This is a genomic window from Pseudaeromonas sharmana (assembly GCF_042649925.1).
GTDB lineage: Bacteria > Pseudomonadota > Gammaproteobacteria > Enterobacterales > Aeromonadaceae > Pseudaeromonas > Pseudaeromonas sharmana.
The window spans coordinates 431,034-450,593 of record NZ_JBHSAF010000014.1; the positions used below are offsets into that span (position 1 = coordinate 431,034).

The following is a 19,560-nucleotide window of genomic DNA, read 5'->3' on the forward strand; positions in this document are numbered from 1 at the left end:
TTGTTACCCTCCTGCAATCGCCGTGAATACCTCAAGTCGCTCACCCGCAGCAATGACACGCGTCGGCCACTGGCTACGCGGCACGATTTGCTCATCAATCGCCAGCGCAATACCCGCGTGTTCGACAGCAGGATCGTCCTTGAGCAACCCGCATTGGCTTAACCAGCTCATCAGCGTTAGCTCCGGTTGCCACGGATAGGGCGTCTGATTGCAATAAAACAGTGTCATCTCGTTGCCTCCTTGGTCAGATGTTCGCTACAGCAAAGACACGCAGGATCACGTTGCCGGCCCAGTTGCTGCCAGCGCTGATCCAGCGCATTGAAACGCAGCACCTGTGTTGCCGCGGGTGTGGGTAATCCACCGAGAAACTTCAAGGCCTCCAGCGCCTCGCAGGCACCGACAATGCCGACGGTGGCGCCGAGGATCCCGATTTGACGACAGTCGTCTGCCGCGGCCTGAGGATAGAGACAGGCATAACAACCACAGCGCGATAGCAACGGGATAGAGGAAAAATCAAACAAGGCGAGACTCCCCAACCAACCGCTGGCGGCGGCACTGAGCAGAGGCACGCCGAGCTGCAAACAGGCTTGATTCAACATCAGCCGCGTGGCCTGGTTGTCACAACAATCCACCACTAGCTGGTATTCCCCTGCCGTTAACAGCCCCAGCACAGTGTCAGCATGGACCGCCGGGTGAGAATGGATGCGGACGCGGGGATTCATGCTGGTCAGACGCTGCATTGCCTTGTGCGTTTTTCTCTGGCCAAGGTCCGCCACGCCATACAGGAACTGGCGCTGTAAATTGGACAGCGAAACCTGATCATCATCGCTGATCTCAAGGACGCCAACCCCGGCCGCAACCAGGTAGGTTGCAACTGCCGAACCTAATCCCCCGACACCGACCAACAGCACGCGTGCCGACTGCAGCCGCCGTTGCGCGCCTTCGCCCCATTCCGGCAGTGCCAGTTGGCGTCCATACTGCGACCACATCGCCTGTTCCGAGGTGTCCCCCTTCAGGCTCCCGACCTCAAGCATGCTCCACCTCCTGATCGGCACGGCATTCAATCCGCGCAAGCAGCTGTCGGGTCACCGCTTCAGGGTCGGCGGCCTGAGTAATGGCTGATACCATGGCGATGCTCGACACGCCGGTTGCGAGCACGGAAGCGACGCGATCGTAGCTGATGCCACCGATGGCCACTGTCGGTCTGTCGCGGCACAGCGCCACAGCCCGCGCCAACCGCTGCAATCCCTGCGGTTGCGAAGCCATCTGCTTGGTGGCGGTAGGAAAGATATGGCCCAACGCCAGATAAGAGGGTGCAAGCGTCATGGCCAGCGCTAACTCATAAAAGCCATGTGTCGATATCCCGAGACGGATATTGGCCTCAGCCAACGCAGCAAGATCCGCAGTCAGCAGATCTTCTTGCCCCAAATGGACACCATAGGCTCCGTGTCTAAGCGCCAATTGCCAATAGTCATTAATAAACACGCGCGCCTGGTAGCGACGCCCGAGCGCGATGGCTGCGATGATGTGAGTCTCAAGCTGCGGATCCTGCGGATTCTTAATGCGTAATTGAACCGTCTTGACACCCCACGACAGCAGCCGTTCGATCCACGGCAGGGAATCCACGACCGGATAGAGCCCTAGCGGAGTGCTGATGCCGGCAAAGCGGTGTGCTCGACGCAAAGGAAGCGCCGCAACCGCTCGCAGATCCGCGTTAACCGTCGCACAAGGGTCCTGCGGGTAGATGGTTGGCAGGCCTTGCTCCGCGTCCGGCCATCCCTGATGGCCAACGGGGCCAGCCCCCTGCCCGGCGGCATAACCGGCCTGCAAACAGCGTTGCAGGTAGCTTCGGGCCAACACAAGGGCATCCGGCAGCAGATAACCTTGCGCCATCAGCGCGGCTATCGCCGACGCCAACGTACAACCAGTTCCATGGTCATGTTTAACTGTCTGTCTGGGCATCACCATCCAGAATGCTTGCTGACCATCGGTAAAATAATCGACGGCTAACTCCGGCAACCAGTCATGGTGACCGCCTTTCACCAGCACGGCCTGGCACCCGGAGCTGATCAGCTGTTGCGCGCCCTGCATGATCTGCTCTGGCGACTCGGCGGCCATTCCGGTCAAGGCTTGCAGCTCACTCCGGTTCGGCGTGATCAGGGTGAGCGATGGGTAGAGCGATGCCAGCTGTGCATTCAGTTCGCTGGGCATCATGCTTTGGCCGACACTGGCCATCATCACGGGATCATAGATGACAGGGACTGTGCGTTGCCTGAACGGTTCAAGACGCCTTGCCAAGAGATCAAGCTGTTCCTGACTCCCGATCAATCCAATCTTGATGGCTGCGGGCGGCAAGTCTGTCGCGAGTGCCTGCCACTGACTCTCCAGCACTGTCGCCGCCACCGGATTTGCGCTCAGGAACTGCCGCGAGTTTTGTGCCGTTACCGCCGTGATGAGTGTGCAGGCATGCGCTTGCAGATCATGACAAGTCAGCAGATCGGCCTGAATACCCGCACCACCTGCACAATCAGAACCCCCAAGGCACCAAACAACAGGACGTGAACCGGTCGTCTCAGCGGGATGCATCACACACCTCCTGATCTGCCAGTCGCGGCTGATATAGATCACCACCTGTAGCGCGGAAGCGATCGGCTTGCTGCTGCATGCCCTGCTGTTTTTGCAACTCAAGGCTGCGAACCTCGTGGCTGATCTTCATCGAACAAAACTTCGGGCCGCACATGGAGCAAAAATGGGCCACTTTGCCAGACTCCTGCGGCAAATCCGCATCGTGGTATGCACGGGCCGTGAGCGGATCCAGTGCCAGATTAAATTGATCCTCCCAACGAAACTCAAAGCGGGCCTTCGACATGGCATCATCGCGCAGACGGGCTCCCGGATGGCCTTTCGCCAGATCCGCCGCATGTGCCGCAATCTTGTAGGCCATGAGTCCTTGCTTTACATCGTCTCGGTTTGGTAGCCCCAGGTGCTCCTTCGGCGTGACGTAGCAAAGCATGGCGCAACCAAACCAGCCAATCATGGCGGCGCCGATACCGGAGGTGAAATGGTCATAACCTGGGGCAATATCCGTTGTCAGAGGGCCCAGCGTGTAAAACGGGGCGCCGTGACAGTGTTGCAGCTGTTCGGTCATATTGGCCTGAATCAAATGCATCGGGACATGACCAGGGCCTTCGATCATTACCTGAACATCGTATTCCCAGGCAATCTTGGTCAGCTCGCCCAGTGTTCTGAGCTCGGCAAACTGTGCCTCATCGTTGGCGTCGGCAACCGAGCCGGGCCGTAATCCGTCACCAAGCGACAGGGCTACGTCATAGCGGGCACAGATTTCGCAAATTTCACGAAAGTGCAGATAAAGAAAATTCTGCTGATGATGCGCCAGGCACCATTTGGCGATGATCGATCCCCCGCGCGAGACGATGCCCGTGACTCTTGACGCGGTGAGCGGGACATACTCAAGCAGCAATCCGGCATGAATTGTAAAATAATCAACACCTTGCCGAGCCTGTTCGATAAGTGTATCCCGCATGATCTCCCAACTCAGGCGTTCTGGCTGGCCGTTGACCTTCTCCAACGCCTGATACATGGGGACAGTACCAATGGGGACCGGGCTATTACGCAATATCCACTCCCGCGTTTCATGAATCTGCCGCCCAGTGCTTAGATCCATCACGGTATCCGCCCCCCAGCGCGTCGCCCATACCAGTTTTTCGACCTCTTCTTCAATCGACGAAGTCAGCGAAGAATTACCGATATTGGCATTCACTTTTACGAGAAAGTGCCGCCCGATAATCATAGGTTCAGCTTCCGGATGATTGATATTGGCTGGGATGATGGCTCGGCCTGCAGCCACTTCAGCACGCACAAATTCAGGCGTTATCGCGCCTGGCGCATCCAGCGCCCGCCCCTGATTCTCTCGTAACGCAATGAATTCCATCTCCGGGGTGATGATGCCCTGGCGCGCATAGTACAGTTGCGTGACTCGACGTCCGTCTTGCCCGCGACGCGTCTGATGATTCAGCTCCAGCCTGGGCAAGGCCTCCTGCAGCAGATTCGGCAACACCTGGGAACCGGGCGCTATATGCTCGACCTCGGTGTCACCACGTTGGGCGATCCAGGAGGCTCGCAAACGCTTGATGCCCTTTTCAACAGCGATGGTTTGCTGTGGATCGCCATAGGGCCCCGAGGCGTCATACACCACTACGGGCGCATTCTCTTCATAGCGCGGATCCGCCTGTGTGCCGCCAATGAGAGTGGGAGATAAGCGGATAGATCGCATCGGGACGCGAATATCGTCGCGGACACCCGTAATGTACACGCGTTCGGAGTTAGGAAAGGTCTCACCGACCAATTGGCGAATATTCTGTTGTGCTTGCAGACGGCGTTCGCGGCGTGACAGATCTGGACTAGACATAGCAAACCTCATAGTTGAAGAGAAATTTGCTTGTCCGGAGTGACGTTGAAGAAACAGACAGCTGCAGTCAGGCCGGAGCCAGGCTAGCGGTCAATGCGTGTACTATCTGCTTCGCTTGTTCCCTTCGCAGGTATTAACCTGATCAGGTTCAACGGATCCCGAATGAACGGTCTCAGCCCCAAGAGGCACTCCGACAAGTGCGAGGAGTATGCCGTGGGAACGTCGTCAGCTCAAGTGATGGATTGATCGTCACGGATGCAGCATGCAATCCCGCTCCTGGCTGGTAGCCAGCCATGCCGAGCCTTATACTGCGCTTTTGCTGATGCCCAGACCGAGACTGCTACTATGATGCTGCCGAGAACTCTTTTTATCTGCCTGATTGCCAGCTTGTGTGCTTGTCACGCTGCAGTTATCGAACAGGTCACCCTGAAAGACGGCCGCCAGATTGCGATTAACGATGACTACAGTTGGAACGTGATTCTGACTGAGACAAACACAGCGGCACCGGAAGCCGTCGCAGCCGATGCCATAACCTCAAGCCGTAAGGCAAATTTGTCTGCACAGGCGCTGGCCAACCCGGCGTTATTACATGACACCGTCTCACAGGGTGTTAGGGTGCAGCTCATCCCGCACCCTGATCAGGCCGCTAGCGGTCAAATCGAGCTCAGTGTCAGCAACTTGCAGGAGACGAGCGTAGTACAGATTATGGGCCGCATCAGTTTCTACGATCAGCAAGGCGTCTGGCTCGCTGATCAAGAGACACGGTTTTGGCAAGCCGAGTATCGCCTACCTGAAACCTACTTGCGCAAACAACAAATCCGGCCTTTTACAACAGAACCGCTATCCATTCCGCAAGATGCGGTTATCAATATGACACGGCTGACAATATTGAAGGTCGAGCGCAGATAATTCGTTATTGCATATATTACGTTAAATTGTGTGTATGCCCAGCGAATCAGCCGGGTGTACACATACGACGTCGTTCGAGCACGAGCAATGCTTCATCTGCCTTGCGTGAGCTCTCTTTACCCGACCAGCGGTCTCTCCACTTTGCCGGTGTGAGGCTTTCCGGCCAGAACTCGGTTTGATGTGCAATTAAGCCATGTGCAACAAAGCTGATGGTGATCGCTCTTGCCTGCTGTATGCCATCACTGATGAATACATCTGTAATCACCTGATTATCTTCAAGAATCATTTGTTCAATACGAAATCGCCAAGGTGAAAAGGAAGGATAATGGATGTTAATCATCGCATAGTTCCATGGTCCTTTGATCACTTCTCCCGATTGCGGCCAACTGCACTCAAAATCCTCAGCCAACCACTCTGCGGCAGCAAAGAAATTGTTGCGGTCCATACACTGCCAGAATGATGTCACAACATCAGCGGGTGTCATCCCTACCTCCTATCCAGCGGGCGATGTATTCTTTGGTTTTAGTGAGCTTTCACTCTTGAAGCAATCACTTCTCGGGATACCCGATAGTTTTGACAGGCACTTCGCACCCGCCTAAGCCTCAAAACGACAAAAATAAAGGCGTGACCAGCACGCCTTCATGAAAAAGGAACCGCTTAGGTCGCCCGGAACTGATTGCAAACCGGGTCATAATGGTATCCGATTGCGTCGAGCTTGCTGACCAGTTGCTCTCGCTCAAAGTTAAACAGGGCCAACAATTCATCCAGATTGCCACACTCCAGACGCAGCTTTTCATTGACAATACCAAGCAGTATGTTGGCATCCATACGTAGATAGGCGCTCAGATCCATAGGATAATCCTCCGACTGGTTACTGCCTGTGAGTAACTATAGGATCTAATACGTTTGGGTGACGCCCAGTCGATCACAAATTCATCAGGCTGGCAGGCTGCCCTGCCGAGAGGAAGTAGCCATGATTCGTTCAACTATCTTGTTGTTATTGATGTTGTTCTCTGCCGTCTCTCACGCGGACGAGATCACCATCTTGCCATTGCACCACCGCTTGCCAGAACAAGTGCTGCCAACGTTGGAGCCCCTGGTCGCTCCCGGCGGCAGTATTGTCGGCGCCAATAATCAACTCTTCGTGCGCACCACAGCTGAGAATTTGGCACAGTTACAGCAGGTGCTGGCCATGCTAGATACGCCCCTGCATCGGTTGCTGATCACGGTCCGTCAAAGCAGACAACAACAGCAAACCGATCGGCAGGCTGCGATCGATGGCCTTAGTGTCACAACCGACAAGCAACATCAGGTACAGGTGCAAGGCTCATTGCAACAGGGGTCCCGGCAACTGGACAACGATATCCGGCAACAAATTCAGACGCTTGATGGCTCGCCCGCCTCCATCTTTCTGGGTGAGCAATATCCGGTGGCCATGATGGTGTACAGCCAGGATCCACAACAGCCGATCCGTCAGGACGTCATACACTATGTCGACATCGGTAGTGGTTTTACCGCGACCCCGAGGGTCGTTGGCCAAAATGTGGTACTCACCATTCAGCCGGTGCAACAACTTCGCGAACAGGGGCAAATCAGCAGTTCAACACTCAGCAGCGAGATAAGTGGCCCGTTAGGTAGCTGGATTAGCCTGGGTGGCACCACGCAGCAGCATTCGCAATCAGCACAAAGTCTGCTCGGCGCTGGCTCAGGACGCGGCAATCAGCAGACTCAGGTTTGGTTAAAAGTCGATTTGCTTGATTAACCATGCCAGTCGGACAAGGCCTGTGCCGCCTTGTCCGCCAACATGCTTCCATCTCTTAACCGCCCACCCATAGCAGGATTGCCAGCAGTTGTGGTGACAAGATACGCAGGAACATCACCATAGGGTAGACAGTGGCATACGCCAGCGCCGGCGCCTCGCTTTGCGGATAGAGATTATTGGCAAACGCTAATGCCGGCGGATCCGTCATCGAGCCTGATAGCATGCCGCACAGCGTCAGATAGTTCATCTGCCCCAATGTTCGGGCCAGGACGCCAACCAGTATCAACGGGGTAAAGGTAATGGTGGCGCCAAACAGCATCCACAACAGGCCATCACCATCGACCAGCGTTTGAATGAAGTTTCCGCCGGCCTTCAAACCCACCACAGACAGGAACAGGACTATCCCCAGCTCGCGTAACGCCAGGTTGGCACTCGGCGGCATGAACCAATACAGGGTGCCAATGCTGCCAATCCGCGACAGGATCAGAGCCACCACCAGGGGGCCGCCAGCCAGACCAAGTTTTAATGCCGCAGGAAAACCTGGAATATAGAGCGGAATCGAGCCCAGCAGCACTCCCAGACCGATGCCGATAAACACAGGCAACATCTGAACTTGCTGTAGTTTTTGTTGCGCATTCCCCACCAGATTGGCCACGGCTTCAATGGCTTCGTGCCGACCGACCAAATTCAGAATGTCACCGAACTGCAACGTCGAATGGCTGCCAGGGACCAACTCAATCCCCGCCCGATTCAGACGCGAAACCACCACATCGTATTTGGCTTTCAGATCCAGCTCGAGAATGCTCTTGCCCAGCACCTGTTCATTGGTCACCACGACGCGCACTACACGTAAATCGGTGCCTTGAGTCGAAAGGGAGGCTTCCACCTCCTCGCCGATGACCAGCCTGACGCGCTTCAACGCCTCGGCGGTGCCCACCAAATGCAGCAGATCATCCAGGTGCACCCGTGTCGTGACGTGCGGCACCATCAGGGCTTCACCGCGCTTCAACCGTGAACAGATGACTTGACCATCCTCCAGGCTGGGGATCTCCTGCAGCATCAGACCATCCAGATTGGGGTTGCGCACTGCCACATTGATAGTCTGCAGATTTTGTCTCTGGGCGCCAACCTGCTGCTCGAAGGCTCTGGCTTCATGTTCAATCTTGATGCGGAACAGCAAGCGAATCACCCACATCGTCAGCAAAATGCCACAGATACCAAATGGGTATGCAACGGCATAGCCCATCCCCATGACACCCACCTCTTGCGGATGGGCGCCCAACTCATTGAGGATCTGCTGGCCAGCCCCAAGCGACGGTGTATTCGTTACCGCACCGGAATAGGTTCCCAGTATCACGGGCAATGGCACATCAAACAGTTTATGAATGACGAACGCAATGACAAAACCGAGCACGACAAGCAGGGCTGCAAAGGCATTCAGGCGCAATCCTGAGGTACGCAATGAGGCAAAAAAACCTGGTCCGACCTGGATCCCTATGGTGTACACAAACAGGATCAGTCCGAACTCCTGCACAAAATGTAAGGTGTGCATATCCAGTTGCAGCTGGAACATGCCGACAAAATGTCCGACCGCTATACCACCAAACAGCACACCACCAATACCCAAACTGACGTTATAAAACCGCCAATGTCCTATCCATAGCCCCAGCACTGCGACCAGTGCCAGTAAAGAGGTTGAAATGGCGACATCGCTCATAGACCTCCCTCCCGAAAAAGACGGCATAGCCCGCCTGAAACTAAGGTTATCAGCTGCTAAGGGTTACATTTGCGCCTTGCGACACAGAACTGTCGGAGAAGTTTAAGCCGGATCGGTCAAGCTGAAGACCACGGGCAATCGCAACCTGGCGGCATGCCCTACACCGTTGAACATATAAGGTGCAAACTGGCTGGCCGCGACAAAGCGCAACGCCGCGCGATCGAGCTCCGAGTGCCCTGATCCTGAGATGATTTCGCGTTTCAACTGCTCGCCCTCATTATCCAGCCAAACTTCAACCGTGACCGTTCCCTGCCAGCCGCGGCGTCGTGCCAATGGCGGATACTCTTTATCGGGTGGCGATCCGATGTACTGCGCGATCTGGATAACGGGTCCGCCTTCGGCATCAAAATCCGCCGGCTTCTCCTGCACAGGCGTTGCCTGACCGGCACGAACAGAGCCCTGGGGCTGATGCTGCGTTGCAGTTGTCTTCTGGTGCAGGCCGGCGCCCATCGCCCCCCCTTCTGCGCGTTTAACCGTCGCTACGGCGGCGGATGCCCCAGGCTGAACGGCTCTTGTTTGGCTCGCGGTGACCGCGGTGACAACCTGACCTGAAGCCGGCGCTTGTCGCTTGTGTTGTTGCGGCGCGGCTGGACGTGTAGTTTTTACCGTTACCGAATGAGGGCGACGCTGACTTGCATCATGGGCCGGCAGCTTGATTTGCGGTGCGGGTTTATCCGCCGCGCTGTCAGCAACGGTTGTGCGTTTGCCGGACTGTGGCGATGGCGTCGCCGCTGGAACGCCAACCTCAAGCCCGCTGTTTGCTGTTGCCGGCAGCGCGCTAACACTACTTGGCAGCGCAGCAGGCGTCCATAACCGGGCCTGGATGGGCACGCCTTGCGGCGCCTCAGCCTGGCCATGCAATACCGAACCCGGATGACTTGCCAACCAGACAAATGCACTCACCCCCACCGCATGTGCCGTGAGGGCAAGCAACCAACCACGACGGTTGTGACGGCGAGTGACTCTCCGACTGCGGATCGTCGTTTGTGGATCAGCGTGCATAGGGCTTGATCACCATCGTCAAACACCCGTTCATTTATGACTCCGTTTCTGCCGAGGTGAGGTGGGTGTCGCGTAACCTCAGCCAGCGCTGTGAAAACTGGTGCGCTGCTGGCAGAAATTCAGCCGCATCCTGGGACAAGGCGGCGTAATGCACCTCCAGCTCGTCGATTGCGCCGACCAGCGCGATGCCGGACTTTAGTCGGTGGCGACCCAGATTATCCAGGGCCCAGCCAACGGTTTGCAATTGTGCGTAGCCACCAAGCCAATCATCGGAGCACATCCGCGGCAAGATGCGTCCTAGTCGCTCAGGCAGGATGTGGCGGTAACACGCCACATCTGCGTAATAGCCGGCCGTCGACTGCGCCAGCGTACCGCCATGATAGTGTTCCCAATCGCGGGCGAGAACATGGTCATAAAACAGATCGACTATGATGCCAGCAAAACGACGCCGGTTTGCCGAAAAACGTCGCCGACTGGCCCTGAACACGGGATGACTATCGGCGAACAGGTCGATCTGGCGATGCAAGGCGACGCCCGAGGCCAGATCTGCAGGCAAGCCACAGGGCAGCGGCCCTTTGACAAAGTCGCCGAGCAACCCGCCCACGCGGTCAGTTATCCGGCTCCCCGCCAACCAAAAGTGTGCGAGATAATTCATGATTGTTCCTTTCTGGCGCACCCTGCCTTTTATCCAGGCACGAATGATGATGAGCCGTACAACACCCAGCGAGATCGTCAGCTATAACCCGCCTCGTCCCAATAAGCGCGTCAACACTGCACACAATGAGGGCACTGACGCTGGCCTGCGCCCCCTTTGTGGTGAAAAAAGCAGCGCCCTGGCTTGCCAGCACGGACAAAACGGTCGCATAGTGGGTCAGCAGCATACACTTTTTCCTGACTGGCCCAAAAACTGCTTGTCACATCACAGTGGAGAGGCCGCCGGTTTGGGCCCCATTAACTAATCTTTAAACAGGCAAGGTGCTGAATATCTATGGCCGGACCTGGCAAGGTTGCCGGCAGTCACTGGCGATTTGGGGGAACGAATATGGGTATTTTCGACCACTATCAACGTCGTTATGAAGCCGCACGAGAAGAAGAGTATTCACTGCAGCAATTTCTGGAGCTGTGCAAGGAAGACAAAACTTGTTACGCCTCGGCCGCGGAACGCCTGTTGTTGGCCATTGGTGAGCCGGAGATGGTCGATACCTCCCAGATCCCGCGGCTAAGCCGTATCTTCTCAAATCGTGTCATTCCTCGATATCCAGCCTTTCGTGATTTTTACGGCATGGAAGAGGCCATTGAGCAGATCGTGGCCTACCTGCGGCACGCCGCACAGGGACTGGAAGAGCGTAAACAAATCCTCTATCTGTTGGGTCCCGTTGGCGGCGGCAAGTCCTCCCTGGCGGAAAAGCTTAAATCCTTGATGCAAAAAGTTCCCATCTACCGTATCAAGGGTTCGCCGGTGAACGACCACCCATTCTGCCTGTTTGATGCACAGGAAGATGGCCAGATCCTGGAACAGGAATATGGAATTCCCCGTCGCTATCTGAAAACCATTATGTCGCCATGGGTAGCCAAACGTCTGCACGAATTTGGTGGCGACATCAGCCAATTCCGGGTTGAAAAGGTCTACCCATCCATCCTTGATCAGATTGCCATTGCCAAGACCGAACCTGGCGATGAAAACAATCAGGACATCTCATCTCTGGTTGGCAAGGTAGATATTCGCCAGTTGGAGCATTTTGCCCAGCATGATGCGGATGCCTATGCCTATTCAGGTTCATTGTGCCGCGCCAATCAGGGGCTGATGGAGTTCGTCGAGATGTTCAAGGCACCGATCAAGGTGCTGCACCCATTGCTCACCGCCACTCAGGAAGGCAATTACAACGGAACGGAGGGACTCTCCGCATTGCCGTTCGAAGGGATTATTCTGGCTCACTCGAACGAATCCGAGTGGCAGCAATTCCGCAATAACAAAAATAACGAAGCCTTCCTGGACCGGGTCTATATCGTCAAGGTGCCCTATTGCCTGCGCTTCTCTGAAGAGATCCATATCTACGAGAAGTTGTTGCAACACAGTGAACTGGCACAGGCCAAATGCGCTCCCGGGACATTGGAGTATTTGGCCCAGTTTAGTGTGTTATCGCGAATCAAGGAGCCGGAGAACTCCAGTCTCTACTCCAAGATGCGGGTTTATGATGGTGAGAGCCTCAAAGACACCGATCCCAAGGCAAAATCCTATCAGGAGTACCGCGATTACGCGGGAGTTGATGAAGGTATGCAGGGGCTCTCGACCCGTTTTGCCTTCAAGATCCTCTCACGCGTGTTTAATTTCGACCACACCGAAGTGGCCGCCAACCCCGTGCATCTGTTTTATGTGCTTGAACAGCAAATTGAACGAGAGCAATTCCCCCAGGAAATACAGGATCGTTACCTGGAGTTCATCAAGGGGTATCTGGTCCCGCGTTACATCGAGTTTATCGGCAAGGAGATCCAGACCGCCTATCTGGAGTCCTACTCCGAGTATGGCCAAAACATCTTCGATCGTTATGTCACCTATGCCGACTTCTGGATCCAGGATCAAGAGTATCGGGATCCGGAAACAGGACAGTTGTTTGATCGTGGCGCCTTGAATAGCGAACTGGAGAAAATTGAAAAGCCCGCCGGTATCAGCAATCCGAAGGACTTCCGTAACGAGATTGTCAATTTTGTACTTCGCGCCCGCGCCAACAATGCCGGACGTAATCCAAATTGGACCAGTTATGAGAAACTGCGGGCGGTCATCGAAAAGAAAATGTTCTCCAATACCGAAGAGCTGCTGCCGGTGATCTCGTTTAATGCCAAGACATCCGCCGAGGAGCTGCGCAAGCACGAGAACTTTGTCGAGCGCATGATGGAAAAAGGCTACACCCGCAAGCAGGTGCGTCTGCTTTCCGAGTGGTATCTGCGCGTTCGTAAATCCAGCTAGACGAAGAAAAGCACCAGGAGGAGAGGTATGGCGCATTTCATCGATCGACGTCTCAACGGCAAGAACAAGAGTGCGGTGAACCGGCAACGGTTCATCCGCCGCTACAAGGAGCAGCTTAAAAAAGCCGTCTCTGATGCCGTGTCCCGCCGCAGCATCCAGGACATGGATCAGGGTGAAAGTGTGTCCATTCCATCAAAAGACATCACTGAGCCCGTCTTTCACCAAGGCCAGGGCGGCCACCGCGAGATCGTTCACCCCGGGAATGATCGCTTCGTGCAGGGTGATAGTGTCGATCGGCCACAAGGCGGCCAGGGACAAGGCGCAGGCAAAGGTGATGCCAGTAATCAAGGCGATGGTGAGGATGAGTTTGTCTTTGAGATATCCAAAGATGAATATCTGGATCTGCTGTTTGACGATCTCGAACTGCCCAACCTGCAAAAAAACGATGTCAGTCGCCTGGTTGAAATGAAAACGCACAGGGCCGGCTACACAGCCAACGGAGTCCCTGCCAACATCAACATAGTCCGCTCCTTGCAAAACTCGTTGGCACGGCGCATTGCACTGCAAGCCGGCAAGAAACGCCGGCTCAAAGAACTGGAAAACGCCTATCAGCAGGCATTGCTGGCAGAAACGGATAGCAAGGACAATAAGAAATGGCTGCGCCAGCTGCAGCAGGAGATGACCGAACTGCGCCGGCGCATTGATGCTGTGCCCTACATTGATACCTTTGACCTGCGTTATAACCACTATGTCAAACGCCCTGAGCCAAGCAGCCAGGCCGTCATGTTCTGCCTGATGGATGTGTCCGGCTCAATGGATCAAGCCACCAAAGAGATGGCGAAGCGTTTCTATATCCTGCTGTATCTGTTTCTGACCCGTAGCTACCAGAATGTCGAAGTCGTGTTTATTCGTCACCATACCCAAGCCAAGGAGGTCAACGAACATGACTTTTTTTACTCCCAGGAGACTGGCGGTACCATCGTTTCAAGCGCGCTGCAGCTGATGATTGAAATTCAGCAGGTCCGTTATCCGGCTACACAGTGGAACATCTATGCCGCGCAAGCCTCTGATGGCGATAACTGGGCCGATGACTCGCCACTGTGCGGCAAACTGCTTGCCGAACAGATATTGCCTTTCGTCCGCTATTTCGCCTACATCGAAATCACCAATCGGGCACACCAGAGCCTCTGGTACCAATATGAACAGGTGTCACAACGCTGGCCACAGTTTGCGATGGAAAACATCCGCCAGGTTGAGGAGATTTATCCGGTATTTCGCGAGCTGTTTCGCAAACAGACTGCCTAGGGAGCGCGCCCATGATGTCTCATTCCCGCCCCGATCCCCTACCCGATGGCCCAGACTGGACCTTCGAGCTGTTGGAGCGCTATCACATTGAAATCGCGCGTGTCGCGGCACACTATCGCCTGCAGACCTATCCTAACCAGATCGAGGTCATCAGCAGCGAACAGATGATGGACGCCTATTCCAGCGTCGGCATGCCGATTGGCTACCATCACTGGTCGTTCGGCAAGCGTTTCATTAGCACCGAGCAGACCTACCGCCGCGGGCAAATGGGGCTGGCCTACGAAATTGTCATCAATTCCGATCCCTGCATCGCCTATCTGATGGAAGAAAATACCCTGCCAATGCAGGCACTGGTGATGGCCCACGCCTGTTATGGCCATAACTCCTTCTTTCACAACAATTATCTGTTCAAGACCTGGACGGATGCCGGCTCGATCATCGACTACCTGCTGTTTGCGCGTCACTACATCACTGAATGCGAGGAGCGGCATGGTATCGACGCGGTCGAGAGTATTCTCGATGCCTGTCATGCCTTGATGAATTATGGCGTTGACCGCTACAAGCGCCCGCAGAAAATCTCCCTGGCCGAAGAGAAGCGGCGCCAGAAACGACGCGAGGAGTACCTGCAGTCACAAGTCAATGAGTTGTGGCGAACCTTGCCCAAGCGCCATGCTGAAAAGGATGCAGGTCAGCGCCGTTTTCCCAGCGAGCCACAGGAGAATATTCTCTATTTCATCGAGAAACATGCGCCACTCCTGGAGCCATGGCAGCGTGAGATCATCCGCATTGTGCGCAAGATCAGTCAGTACTTCTACCCACAAAAACAGACCCAGGTCATGAACGAAGGCTGGGCCACTTTCTGGCATTACACCATCCTCAACCATCTGTATGACGAAGGACGTCTGAGCGACAGGTTCATGATGGAATTTCTGCACAGCCATACTAACGTCGTCTTTCAGCCGGCATACAACAGCCCCTATTACTCAGGCATTAATCCCTATGCCCTGGGCTTTGCGATGTTCCGTGACCTGCGACGCATCTGTGAACAACCCACTGATGAGGACAGGCGTTGGTTCCCCGACTACGCCGGCAGCAACTGGCTAGACACCTTGCATTTTGCAATGGAGAACTTTAAAGACGAGAGCTTTATCAGCCAATTCCTCAGCCCGACCGTAATGCGTGATCTGCGACTGTTCGCCATTGATGACAACGATCAACACAGTCAATTGCATATCAGCGCCATACACAACGAAGAGGGCTACCGCCAACTCAGGCATAAACTGGCGGCGCAGTATAATCTCAGTCAGCACGAGCCCAACATCCAGATTTACGATGTTGCCATAAAAGGCGATCGTGCCTTGATTCTGCGTTATATCCCCCACGAGCGAATCCCGCTGGCCGACTCCGCCTCTGCCGTACTCAAGCATCTGCATCGTCTTTGGGGATTCGGTGTCATCCTCGAACAGGAGGAGAGTGATGGGCGTCTGCATATTGTGGCCAGGGTACCGGAGGAACCATCGTCTTGAGCCGCGACCGCCTGACATAGCGCATACAGACCTGCGGACAGCCCCTGAGTGTCACGAAGCATAGTCACACCTATCTACGCTTGTAAGGACTCAGTATTTGCCGTGTCTGCAGCCAAACACCCTCCACGGCAGTGCGCATACAACCTGAAGTCGACAGCAACGCTGCCCTCCAGACTGTACAGACATATCAAGCCTGAACATGACGGAGATATAACGGCGACACTCGCCTTGCATACACGACTGGCGCCACCGCTTCAGTAAATCATAACGGGTGGACGCTGTAAGAATTCGATGACTTTGCCTGCGGGCAACGGTCTCGAAAAGAGATAACCCTGAATTTCGTCACAACCGAGATCTTTTAGTATTTCAAGAACAGCCTCCGACTCAACACCCTCGGCAATCGCCGATAAATTCATACCATGTGCAAGCTGAATTATCGCTTGTACAATCGCCAGATGGTCAAGCTGTTCAGTAATGCCGCGAATAAAAGATTGATCGATTTTTAACTTATCAACACGGAACTGTTGTAAATAAGCAAGACTTGAATACCCAGTTCCGAAATCGTCAATCGACAAATGAATACCGTAGTTCTTCAGTCTAATCAATGTACCGAGAACGTCATCGACTTTTTGCAGCAGTATTGATTCAGTCAGTTCCAATTCCAAATAGCGTGCAGGCAAGCCGCTATGTGTCAGTGCAAAAATAATATCCTGTTCAATATCATGCAGTCTGAATTGGGCTGCAGAGCAATTTACCGCCACCCGACCAAAATCCAATCCGCTGTCCAACCATTTTTTTGCATCCTTGCAGGCCTCAGAAATCACCCACGATCCTATGGGGACGATCAATCCATTTTCCTCTGCTATGGATATAAACTCAGCAGGTGACCTCATACCTATATAGGGGTCTTGCCAACGTATCAGCGCTTCCAATCCAACAATTTTCTTGGTCAAGATGTGATATTGGGGCTGATAGTGCAATACAAACTCCTGGTTTGTAATTGCACGGCGCAGATCAGCACTCACTTTCATATATTTTTGATTGTTAATATTCATTTGCTGATTAAAAAAGCGATATGTATTCCGCCCTCCTTGCTTAGCTTCATACATCGCTGTATCTGCATTTCTTAGCAAGATTTCTGTGTCAGCACCATCTTCAGGTGCCATCGCAATACCAATTGACAAGCTGATGGTCATGACACGTTCATTTATTCTAACAGGCTCTAAGAAGACATCACGAATCCGTTCACAGATACCTGCAACTAAACGTTGATCCTCTGTGTTGTTTATTATCACAAGGAATTCATCCCCTGATAATCGAAAGAGTACATCATCGCTCCTGATGATACTCAACAATCTGGTTGCCACTTCAATGAGCAGATGATCACCTGTCGTATGACCGTAGGCGTCATTAATAAACTTGAATTTATCCACGTCCAAAAACATAACAGCAAAAGGTTGAATTCTTCGCTTGTTGCGCAACAATCTTCCTTGGATATCATCGATAGCAGACTGTCGATTTAGCAGTTTTGTCAATGGATCATGAAAGGCCATGAATGATATTTGCTGCTGTGCCTTTTTAAAATCTGTAATGTCGGAAAATGCACCCACGAAATGAGTGATACCACCCTTTACATTTCTGACAACATGAATAGAAAGAAGCGCTTGATATATATCCCCATTCTTTTTTTTGTTATACAACTCACCTTGCCACCGGTCCTGTTCGAGAAGCGTCTGCCACATCCCTTCAAATGTTCCTGCAGGGTTAATGCCTGAATTCAAAAAGCGAGGATTTTTGCCAATACATTCAGAAAATGAATAACCTGTAACGCTACAGAATGTAGGATTGACAGCAAGAATTGCGCATGTGGCGTCTGTTACCAAGATACCAGCACCACAATTATCAAATACCTTACCGGCGAGAAATAGCTGCTCCTCAATCTTTTTTTCAGCCGACACATCCTGAATAACCTCCAGAATAGCCAACCGCCCCTCCCAGTTTGCTGTCGTTGCATTCACACTCACTTCAATAGTCGAACCATCGCGTTTTTTATGCCTGCATTGGAATAAAGATGAGACAGTACCATCAGCATTTGATACTCCACTGATGGTATGTACGGGCCATGTATGGTCCATTACTTCATCATGACGCAACAACAACATCTCATTGGATGTCCATCCATAATGTTCAGCCACGCGCTCATTAACCAGCAAGAATTTATTATCCTCTTGCGAATACAACCAGATTGGCAATGGGCAATCGTTGAACATCTTTATATAGCGCTGCTCGTTGATTCTTATTTTTTCGTTTTGGTTTTTCAGCTCCACTGATCGACCTGTTGCCCCTAGCAACATCACTTGCAATAAACCAGAAAATAAAAAGCCAAAAACACCGATGGCCCATGATATCCATTGTCGCTCTTCCGCCAAATACGCTGGCGATGGCGTCACCATTAGCTGCCAGGTCCTATTTGCAACATTTATTTCCGAAACAACAAGATAATCGTCCAAGCTTCTCCTTGTGTTGTCCTTTGCACCACTATCGAAAAACACATCTGAACCTCTAGTCGCGCCTTTGTCTGATATAATAATATGCAAGTTACTTTTCGAAACTTGGCGTGTGATTGCCTTTTCAAGCATAGTGTTCAAGCGAACGACGCCAATTGCATAATAGGTTGGTAATTTATCTTTAGGCGACAAGAACACAGGCCATATCTCTAGTATTCCAGGAATATCTTGTGCATCTTGCACCAAATGTATCGGTGCCGTGATAGCAAGTTGTCTCGTCTGCAGTGCAATATCAATCGCAGCACGTCTTGTCGGCTCAGAGTAAACATCAAACCCAATGGCCTGCTGTTTTTCTCATAGGGTTCAATAAAGCGCACCGGTACATAGTGTGCTCGTTTCTCAGCCGTGATTAATTGCTGACTTGGTGAGCGCTGCATAATTTTATAATGTGTTTCAGGCGCACCATACTGCGAGGATAACCACATCTCATATGTAGTGCGCCGTTCATGGCTGACATGATCGTTGATACTTAATGCCGCCATATCTGGATGCATTGACAATAACAGGCGGCTAAAAATAGCAAATTGTTCTCGACTTACAGGTCTTGCAGCAACAAGAAAGTGGTGTAAAGATTCCACCGCTTCATAGTGCGTATTCAACTTGGCTTTAATCATATCCACAATAACTTTTGATTCTTGTTGTAGCTGCGCAATCAGCGAGCGTCGTTCCCATCGGGCGCTCTGAAAAAAGACCAGCCCGACCAATCCTAGAATAATTGCCATCGGTAACAGAATGCGGCGACGCTCTCCCTGCCGTTCTTCTTTTTGTTTGAGGACCAAGGTCAAAGGGCCAAAGACCACCACGCCCAAGGTATCTCCCAGATACCAGCTCCACCATGAAAAAGCGAATTCACTTTGCTCGATTACGCCACAAGCCAATAACAGACTGACACTGACTGATGCGGCAATAAGACAAGGGAGCACAGCCGCCAGAAGCAAAAATAGGATAATCTGTCGCTCGTTCAACAGAGCGTTCCAGCCTTGCGGCAGGTAGCGTCGCACCAGGTAACACCCTGCCGCGGCTTGCGAAGCGGCACTTAAGCCGATGCACAAGGCCAGCAGGACAGATAAGGGCTCAAGGCTGCCTCGCAGTGCGACATGTGAGATATTGAGCGCAAATGACCCCAGGACAATGGCGGGCAGTAGCCGGTAACCGCCGGTCAGGATCGACGCCAACGCAAAACCGGCCGCCGGGAAGACAGGGCTGGCGTATCCTGGCGCAATCGCCAGCAACAAGCCTATTCCGCCCAGCAACCAATAGCCAAACAAAACAGACAGTTGCTCAATTAGCCGTGTTCTTGTCATAGCTTGCCCCTACG

16 protein-coding genes and 1 riboswitch are annotated in these 19,560 nt (G+C 53.3%); of the genes, 5 read left to right on the forward strand and 11 right to left on the reverse strand.

What is annotated here, in order from left to right:
• Window positions 1-3: 3 nt before the first annotated feature.
• The 4 genes from thiS to thiC are packed head-to-tail and all read right to left on the reverse strand — an operon-like array spanning window position 4 to window position 4,429.
• Window positions 4-228: a sulfur carrier protein ThiS gene (gene thiS, locus ACFOSS_RS11695; protein ID WP_377152681.1), complete on the reverse strand. Its 225-nt coding sequence runs from the start codon at window positions 226-228 to the stop codon at window positions 4-6.
• The gene (locus tag ACFOSS_RS11700; protein ID WP_377152683.1) at window positions 225-1,034 is read right to left on the reverse strand and encodes a HesA/MoeB/ThiF family protein; all 810 of its coding nucleotides are present in this window, start codon (window positions 1,032-1,034) and stop codon (window positions 225-227) included. Before ACFOSS_RS11700 ends, thiS begins: the two co-directional genes overlap by 4 nt.
• Window positions 1,027-2,586: a thiamine phosphate synthase gene (thiE, locus tag ACFOSS_RS11705; RefSeq protein WP_377152685.1), complete on the reverse strand. Its 1,560-nt coding sequence runs from the start codon at window positions 2,584-2,586 to the stop codon at window positions 1,027-1,029. Before thiE ends, ACFOSS_RS11700 begins: the two co-directional genes overlap by 8 nt.
• The gene (gene thiC / locus ACFOSS_RS11710) at window positions 2,573-4,429 is read right to left on the reverse strand and encodes a phosphomethylpyrimidine synthase ThiC (protein ID WP_377152687.1); all 1,857 of its coding nucleotides are present in this window, start codon (window positions 4,427-4,429) and stop codon (window positions 2,573-2,575) included. Before thiC ends, thiE begins: the two co-directional genes overlap by 14 nt.
• A gap of 102 nt (window positions 4,430-4,531) precedes the next feature.
• Window positions 4,532-4,632, reverse strand: a riboswitch (TPP riboswitch).
• A 52-nt stretch (window positions 4,633-4,684) separates the two neighbouring features.
• Between thiC and ACFOSS_RS11715 the strand changes: the two genes are divergently transcribed.
• Window positions 4,685-5,338, forward strand: coding sequence for a DUF3157 family protein (locus ACFOSS_RS11715; protein ID WP_377152689.1), 654 nt, complete (start codon window positions 4,685-4,687; stop codon window positions 5,336-5,338).
• A gap of 46 nt (window positions 5,339-5,384) precedes the next feature.
• On the opposite strand, the gene ACFOSS_RS11720 is transcribed toward ACFOSS_RS11715, so the two are convergent.
• Window positions 5,385-5,822 (reverse strand): nuclear transport factor 2 family protein, encoded by a 438-nt coding sequence (locus ACFOSS_RS11720; protein WP_377152691.1) that lies wholly within the window; start codon window positions 5,820-5,822, stop codon window positions 5,385-5,387.
• Between the two features lie 173 nt (window positions 5,823-5,995).
• Window positions 5,996-6,190, reverse strand: coding sequence for a DUF4250 domain-containing protein (locus ACFOSS_RS11725; protein ID WP_377152693.1), 195 nt, complete (start codon window positions 6,188-6,190; stop codon window positions 5,996-5,998).
• Window positions 6,191-6,311: 121 nt separating this feature from the next.
• On the opposite strand from ACFOSS_RS11725, the gene ACFOSS_RS11730 reads away from it, so the two are divergent.
• The gene (locus ACFOSS_RS11730) at window positions 6,312-7,100 is read left to right on the forward strand and encodes a secretin N-terminal domain-containing protein (protein WP_377152696.1); all 789 of its coding nucleotides are present in this window, start codon (window positions 6,312-6,314) and stop codon (window positions 7,098-7,100) included.
• A 55-nt stretch (window positions 7,101-7,155) separates the two neighbouring features.
• Here ACFOSS_RS11730 and ACFOSS_RS11735 read toward each other — a convergent pair whose 3' ends face one another.
• From ACFOSS_RS11735 to ACFOSS_RS11745, 3 genes are all read right to left on the reverse strand, one after another.
• Window positions 7,156-8,817: a putative transporter gene (locus ACFOSS_RS11735; protein ID WP_377152698.1), complete on the reverse strand. Its 1,662-nt coding sequence runs from the start codon at window positions 8,815-8,817 to the stop codon at window positions 7,156-7,158.
• 102 nt (window positions 8,818-8,919) lie between these two features.
• On the reverse strand, window positions 8,920-9,879 hold the full coding sequence (locus tag ACFOSS_RS11740) for an energy transducer TonB (RefSeq protein WP_377152701.1): 960 nt from the start codon (window positions 9,877-9,879) through the stop codon (window positions 8,920-8,922).
• Between the two features lie 34 nt (window positions 9,880-9,913).
• On the reverse strand, window positions 9,914-10,534 hold the full coding sequence (locus tag ACFOSS_RS11745; RefSeq protein WP_377152703.1) for an acyl carrier protein phosphodiesterase: 621 nt from the start codon (window positions 10,532-10,534) through the stop codon (window positions 9,914-9,916).
• A 387-nt stretch (window positions 10,535-10,921) separates the two neighbouring features.
• On the opposite strand from ACFOSS_RS11745, the gene ACFOSS_RS11750 reads away from it, so the two are divergent.
• From ACFOSS_RS11750 to ACFOSS_RS11760, 3 genes are read left to right on the forward strand one after another with little or no spacing between them, the layout of a single operon-like run.
• Entirely contained in the window at window positions 10,922-12,844 is a 1,923-nt protein-coding gene (locus ACFOSS_RS11750; RefSeq protein WP_377152705.1) for a PrkA family serine protein kinase, read from the forward strand.
• Between the two features lie 27 nt (window positions 12,845-12,871).
• Window positions 12,872-14,149, forward strand: a complete 1,278-nt coding sequence (locus ACFOSS_RS11755) for a YeaH/YhbH family protein (protein ID WP_377152707.1) — start codon at window positions 12,872-12,874, stop codon at window positions 14,147-14,149.
• A gap of 11 nt (window positions 14,150-14,160) precedes the next feature.
• On the forward strand, window positions 14,161-15,675 hold the full coding sequence (locus tag ACFOSS_RS11760; protein ID WP_377152709.1) for a SpoVR family protein: 1,515 nt from the start codon (window positions 14,161-14,163) through the stop codon (window positions 15,673-15,675).
• 254 nt (window positions 15,676-15,929) lie between these two features.
• On the opposite strand, the gene ACFOSS_RS11765 is transcribed toward ACFOSS_RS11760, so the two are convergent.
• Window positions 15,930-18,479, reverse strand: coding sequence for a bifunctional diguanylate cyclase/phosphodiesterase (locus tag ACFOSS_RS11765; RefSeq protein ID WP_377153921.1), 2,550 nt, complete (start codon window positions 18,477-18,479; stop codon window positions 15,930-15,932).
• On the reverse strand, window positions 18,392-19,546 hold the full coding sequence (locus tag ACFOSS_RS11770) for an MASE1 domain-containing protein (RefSeq protein ID WP_377152711.1): 1,155 nt from the start codon (window positions 19,544-19,546) through the stop codon (window positions 18,392-18,394). The genes ACFOSS_RS11765 and ACFOSS_RS11770 overlap by 88 nt, the downstream gene beginning before the upstream one ends.
• Between the last annotated feature and the right edge of the window lie 14 nt (window positions 19,547-19,560).

Coding starts and splice junctions, on each gene's coding strand:
- thiE (WP_377152685.1), bottom strand. CDS start 2,586: ATGCATCCCGCTGAGACGACCGGTTCACGTCCTGTTGTTTGGTGCCTT.
- ACFOSS_RS11770 (WP_377152711.1), bottom strand. CDS start 19,546: ATGACAAGAACACGGCTAATTGAGCAACTGTCTGTTTTGTTTGGCTAT.
- ACFOSS_RS11715 (WP_377152689.1), top strand. CDS start 4,685: ATGCAGCATGCAATCCCGCTCCTGGCTGGTAGCCAGCCATGCCGAGCC.
- ACFOSS_RS11700 (WP_377152683.1), bottom strand. CDS start 1,034: ATGCTTGAGGTCGGGAGCCTGAAGGGGGACACCTCGGAACAGGCGATG.
- ACFOSS_RS11745 (WP_377152703.1), bottom strand. CDS start 10,534: ATGAATTATCTCGCACACTTTTGGTTGGCGGGGAGCCGGATAACTGAC.
- ACFOSS_RS11740 (WP_377152701.1), bottom strand. CDS start 9,879: ATGCACGCTGATCCACAAACGACGATCCGCAGTCGGAGAGTCACTCGC.
- ACFOSS_RS11720 (WP_377152691.1), bottom strand. CDS start 5,822: ATGACACCCGCTGATGTTGTGACATCATTCTGGCAGTGTATGGACCGC.
- ACFOSS_RS11730 (WP_377152696.1), top strand. CDS start 6,312: ATGATTCGTTCAACTATCTTGTTGTTATTGATGTTGTTCTCTGCCGTC.
- thiC (WP_377152687.1), bottom strand. CDS start 4,429: ATGTCTAGTCCAGATCTGTCACGCCGCGAACGCCGTCTGCAAGCACAA.
- ACFOSS_RS11760 (WP_377152709.1), top strand. CDS start 14,161: ATGATGTCTCATTCCCGCCCCGATCCCCTACCCGATGGCCCAGACTGG.
- ACFOSS_RS11750 (WP_377152705.1), top strand. CDS start 10,922: ATGGGTATTTTCGACCACTATCAACGTCGTTATGAAGCCGCACGAGAA.
- ACFOSS_RS11725 (WP_377152693.1), bottom strand. CDS start 6,190: ATGGATCTGAGCGCCTATCTACGTATGGATGCCAACATACTGCTTGGT.
- thiS (WP_377152681.1), bottom strand. CDS start 228: ATGACACTGTTTTATTGCAATCAGACGCCCTATCCGTGGCAACCGGAG.
- ACFOSS_RS11735 (WP_377152698.1), bottom strand. CDS start 8,817: ATGAGCGATGTCGCCATTTCAACCTCTTTACTGGCACTGGTCGCAGTG.
- ACFOSS_RS11755 (WP_377152707.1), top strand. CDS start 12,872: ATGGCGCATTTCATCGATCGACGTCTCAACGGCAAGAACAAGAGTGCG.